Genomic DNA, 4,319 nt, shown 5'->3' on the forward strand with positions numbered 1-4,319 from the left:
CCCGCCCAGCAGGCCGCGCACCAAGCCGCCCAGCAGGCCACGCACCGGCCGCCCAGCAGGCCACGCACCGGCCGCCCAGCAGGCCGCGTACCAAGCCGTCCAGCAGGCCGCCCACCCGTCCGCGCATCGAACCGCGGTGTCAGGCGCCGGTGAACATCTGGGCGGATCCCAGGACGCGGTCCACCTCGATCGCCACCACGACGCGCTCGGGATTGGGTTTCGGCTCCCGGTAGCGCATCCCGTACCGGCGTTCGCCCTCGCGCACGGCGGCCTCGTCGGTGAGCAACGTCGCCCGGCCCTCGAACGTCAGCCACCGGCCTCGGTCCACGTGACAGACCGCTGCCCGTCCGCCGCGCGCGGCGTTGCGGGCCTTCTGCGACCCCCTCCGGGTGATCACGCGGGCCAGACCCGACCCGGTGTCGAGTGTGAAGCCCACCGCGACCACGTGCGGCGAACCGTCTCGTCGGAGGGTGGTGAGCGTACCGAGGTGGTACTCGGAGAGGAACTCGTGAGCGTCGGGCGACAGATCTGCCAGTGTTCGGGACATAGCGGCGAGCCTGCCACAGCGAGGCGGGACGAGGCGGCCGGCGGCGACGGGAGTGCGACCGGGCCTGGGACGGGCGTGGGAGGCAGTGAGATGGGCGTGGGACAATGCCCTCATGTCCAGCCCCGCATCCCCCGCATCCCAGCGCGCACCGGGCGGCGAGGTCGTCGTGATCTTCGGTGGCCGGAGCGAGATCGGTCTGGCGATCGCCCGGCGTCTCGCGGACGGATGCACGGTCGTCCTCGCCACACGACCCGGCCGCGACGTGTCCGCCCTGGCGGCACCTCTCACGGCCGCCGGGGCCTCGTCTGTCGAGATCATCGATTTCGACGCCGACGACCTCGGTTCCCACGTGAGGGTGGTGGAGGACATCGAGTCCCGGATCGGCGAGATCTCGGTCGCGGTCCTGGCGTTCGGGATCCTCGGCGACCAGGAGGTGGCCGAGAGGGACGCGGCGACCGCGGCTCGGATCCTGCACACCGACTTCGTGGCCCAGGCCGCCCTGCTCACCGTGCTGGCTGAGCGGATGAAGCCCCGCAGGCGCGGCGTGCTGGTGGCGTTCTCCTCGGTCGCCGGTCAACGGGTCCGGCGCGCGAACTATGTGTACGGGTCCGCCAAGGCGGGGCTCGACGGTTTCGCCTCGGGGATGGCGGACGCCCTCCACGGCACGGGCATCACCCTGGTGATCCCCCGCCCCGGATTCGTGATCGGCCGGATGACCGAGGGCATGGATCCCGCACCGTTCTCCTCCACGCCCGACCAGGTCGCCGATGCGGTGGTCGACCGGGTGCGGGCCCGACGGGCCGGGGTGGTGTGGATCCCGTGGCAGCTACGGGTGATGTTCGCCGTCGCCCGGTTGGTCCCGCAGCCGATCTGGCGACGGATGCCACGGTGAGACCCCCTGCCACCGTGGATCGCGACCGGTGACCGCCATGTTCGTCGGCGTCGGCACCGGCTATGCCGATCTGCTCACCGTCCGCGCCTCCAGGCTCCTCGCCGACTGCGGCACCTGCCTGTTCGAGGGTGTCCACGGGCTCCACGAGGTGCTGTCCCTCTGCCCTCCGCGGGCCCGACTTGTCGACACCACCGGGATGCCGGTCTCGGATGTCGTCGCCGAGATCCGGGAGGCGAGTGGACGCGGAGACCGGGTGGTCCGGCTCATCCCCGGCGAGCCCTCGATGTACCGGGGGGTGGCGCAGGAGGTCCGCGCTCTCGAGGCCGCGGGGGTCGGGTGGCAGATCGTCCCCGGCGTTCCCGTCGTCGCCGCTGCCGCCGCCGCTCTCGGGATCGAGCTGGCGGCACCCGGTGGGCCCGGCTCGGTCCACATCGTGCGGCCGTCCCACGAGCCCGGAGCATCCCCGTCGGACGGGGAGCCGCTGCCGCCCCTACCGACCGGCGGTGCGGACCTCACCGTCGTACCGCACGTGGGTCCCCGGCAGCTCGCCGGGGTGATCCGCGAACTCGTGCCCGCCCACGGACCGGAGTGCACGGTCGGGATCGTGGTCGCCCCGGGCCAGGAGGGGGAGATCAGCGTCGTCGGAACCCTCGGCGACATCGCGGACCGCATGACGGGGACGGATCTCCCGGAGGACATGGTGGTCTGCGCGGGACCTGCGCTCGGGAGTAGGCGGGACGACGAGGGTCTCGACGGAGGCCCGGCGCCGGTCGGGAGCCCGTCACCCGAGTCCGCTCGGGGATCAGTGGCGCCATCCGTCACGCCGAGCGCCTCCCGGATGCCCGCGCCCACACCGGGCCGGATCCTTCTGCTGGGCGGGACCGAGGAGGCGCGCAGGCTCGCCGAGCTCATGGTCACGGCCGGGCTCGACGTGGTGACCTCTCTGACCGGAACGCCGTCCCGCCGACGGATGCCCCGGGGCGAGGTGCGGATCGGGGGGTTCGGTGGGCCGGAGGACCTGGCCCGCTGGCTCCGCGAGAGCCGGGCGAGCGCCGTCATCGACGCCTCCGACCCGTTCGCCACCGGCGTGTCGGCCTCCGCGACCAGGGCCGCCCGCGAAACCGGCACCCCTCTGCTCCGTGTTCTCCGGCCCCCGTGGGCACCGGAGGACGGCGACCGGTGGATCCCGGTGGCCGACGTGGACGCCGCCTCGCGGCTGGTTCGAGAGCGATTCCGCCGCCCGATGCTCACCGTGGGACGAGGTGGCCCGACCGCCTTCGCGGGCGACACCCGGGGGTCCTACCTGATCCGGAGTGCCGAGCCTCCGCCCGGACCGCTCCCGCACCGCTACCTGCTCGTCCTCGACCGGGGGCCGTTCGGAGTCGAGTCCGAGCGCACCCTCATGTCGCGTCACCGCATCGACGTCCTGGTCACCCGGAACACCGGGGCGCAGTCGACGGTCGCCACGCTTCGTGCCGCGCGCGATCTGCGGATCCCGGTCGTCATGGTGGACCGGCCGTCCGGGTCGCCTCCCGGGCAGACCGGACGCGGCGACACCGTGCACTCGGTGGATGAGGCGGCCCGTTGGCTGGTCCATCGCTTCGGCTCACGCTGATCCAGTCACCCAGGGGGAGGAGGCGTCGAAGATCATCCCCATCGGCGCCAGGACCCTCACGACCTGCTCGGCCATGTCCTCGGTCAGGCCGTGGAGGCCGATCACCCTGTCGGCGGAGACGGTACTCGGGCGTTCGACGGCCCCGAGGAACCCGGCCAGACGTGCCGGGACGACGCCGTGGGGAACCACCGCGAGAAGGCTGACGAGCCCGTCGGTGGTGTCGATCCACCCCACGCGGGGGATCCCGACGGCGGCGGGGACGGGGGCGTGCGGCGCATCCGGGACGGCGTTCCCCCGGGCCGCATCGGAGCCACTCAGGAGAGCGTCAGCCATGTCCGCGAGGACCCGTGGAGCGTCGAGCGCCGCCACGTCGGTTCCCTCCGGCCTACCGGGCCCGTGGACCCGGACGGCGCGGCCGGGACCTGAGCTGACCGCCGCCAGGTCGGGCGCGTGGGTCAGAACGTCGCCGGAGCCGTCGTCGAGGCCCACCACCAGTGAGCGACGCGGCACGGGAGTCTCGACGCGTCCGAGCAGCTCCGCGCACAGGCGCTCGGGCAGGTCCGCCAGGTCGTGGTGCCCGTCGAGACGACCGGCCATGGGTGACGCGAGGACGTGGGGGAGGCGGTGATCCGCGACGGCAGGGGGCAGCCCGGCCGCGACGAGTGCGGAACTGGGGACCGGTTCACCGTCGGCGGCCCTGACCAGAACACCGCCCCCTCGTGCGAGCCCGATCTCACCACCGATGTCCGCGGCCACCGTGGCCAGGGTCGTCCAGTCGATGGGGCGCAGCCGGCCGCCCGGAAATCGGGCGAGCGCGTCGTAGGGTGAGACGGTCATGGGATGTCAGCCTAGGCGGGGAGCGGGTGGGGGGCCGGAGCCCGGACCGGTGGCTCAGGGATACTCGGGGGCATGACCGCACTGTTGGCCACCGGGGGCCGCGTCCTGACTCCCTCCTCCCGTGATGCCACCGCCCTGGCCCACGAGGACGGGCTGATCCTGTGGGCCGGTGCCGACGCCCCGGGCCCGGCGCTGTTTCCCGGGGCCGACCGTCTCGATCTCGACGGGGACTGGGTCGCTCCCGCCTTCGTCGAATGCCTCTCCGCGGGCCCGGACCTCGACTCGGCCGCCGACAACGGTGTGGTCACCGCCCCCGTTCCGGCACCGCATCGGCTCGAGGCCGTGGACGAGCGGATCCGGGCGGGCGAGCGGGTGGTCCTGGACGGCCACGAAGACCCCGCCCGGATAGCGGACGCGCTCACCCGGGC

4 protein-coding genes and 1 pseudogene are annotated in these 4,319 nt (G+C 73.5%); 3 read left to right on the plus strand and 2 right to left on the minus strand.

Going from position 1 to position 4,319, the window contains the following annotated elements; all coding sequences use genetic code 11:
- Positions 1-139: 139 nt before the first annotated feature.
- The gene (locus tag IY392_RS17140) at positions 140-547 is read right to left on the minus strand and encodes a PPOX class F420-dependent oxidoreductase (RefSeq protein WP_107756439.1); all 408 of its coding nucleotides are present in this window, start codon (positions 545-547) and stop codon (positions 140-142) included.
- A gap of 112 nt (positions 548-659) precedes the next feature.
- On the opposite strand from IY392_RS17140, the gene IY392_RS17145 reads away from it, so the two are divergent.
- Both IY392_RS17145 and IY392_RS17150 read left to right on the plus strand, forming a co-directional pair.
- The gene (locus IY392_RS17145; protein ID WP_194861890.1) at positions 660-1,439 is read left to right on the plus strand and encodes an SDR family NAD(P)-dependent oxidoreductase; all 780 of its coding nucleotides are present in this window, start codon (positions 660-662) and stop codon (positions 1,437-1,439) included.
- Positions 1,440-1,476: 37 nt separating this feature from the next.
- Positions 1,477-3,054: a cobalt-precorrin-6A reductase gene (locus tag IY392_RS17150; RefSeq protein WP_228549572.1), complete on the plus strand. Its 1,578-nt coding sequence runs from the start codon at positions 1,477-1,479 to the stop codon at positions 3,052-3,054.
- Here IY392_RS17150 and IY392_RS17155 read toward each other — a convergent pair.
- On the minus strand, positions 3,046-3,891 hold the full coding sequence (locus IY392_RS17155; protein ID WP_194861892.1) for a precorrin-3B synthase: 846 nt from the start codon (positions 3,889-3,891) through the stop codon (positions 3,046-3,048). The two genes, IY392_RS17150 and IY392_RS17155, sit on opposite strands and share 9 nt — an antisense overlap.
- Before the next feature lie 72 nt (positions 3,892-3,963).
- Here IY392_RS17155 and IY392_RS17160 point away from each other — a divergent pair.
- Positions 3,964-4,319, plus strand: a pseudogene (locus IY392_RS17160) (amidohydrolase); the annotation flags it as partial.

The sequence above is a fragment of the Dietzia sp. SYD-A1 genome (assembly GCF_015356725.1).
Classification (GTDB): domain Bacteria; phylum Actinomycetota; class Actinomycetes; order Mycobacteriales; family Mycobacteriaceae; genus Dietzia.

Bases quoted from the DNA above. Each gene is read 5' to 3' on its own strand.
- IY392_RS17140 (WP_107756439.1), bottom strand. From the start codon at position 547: ATGTCCCGAACACTGGCAGATCTGTCGCCCGACGCTCACGAGTTCCTC.
- IY392_RS17145 (WP_194861890.1), top strand. From the start codon at position 660: ATGTCCAGCCCCGCATCCCCCGCATCCCAGCGCGCACCGGGCGGCGAG.
- IY392_RS17150 (WP_228549572.1), top strand. From the start codon at position 1,477: ATGTTCGTCGGCGTCGGCACCGGCTATGCCGATCTGCTCACCGTCCGC.
- IY392_RS17155 (WP_194861892.1), bottom strand. From the start codon at position 3,891: ATGACCGTCTCACCCTACGACGCGCTCGCCCGATTTCCGGGCGGCCGG.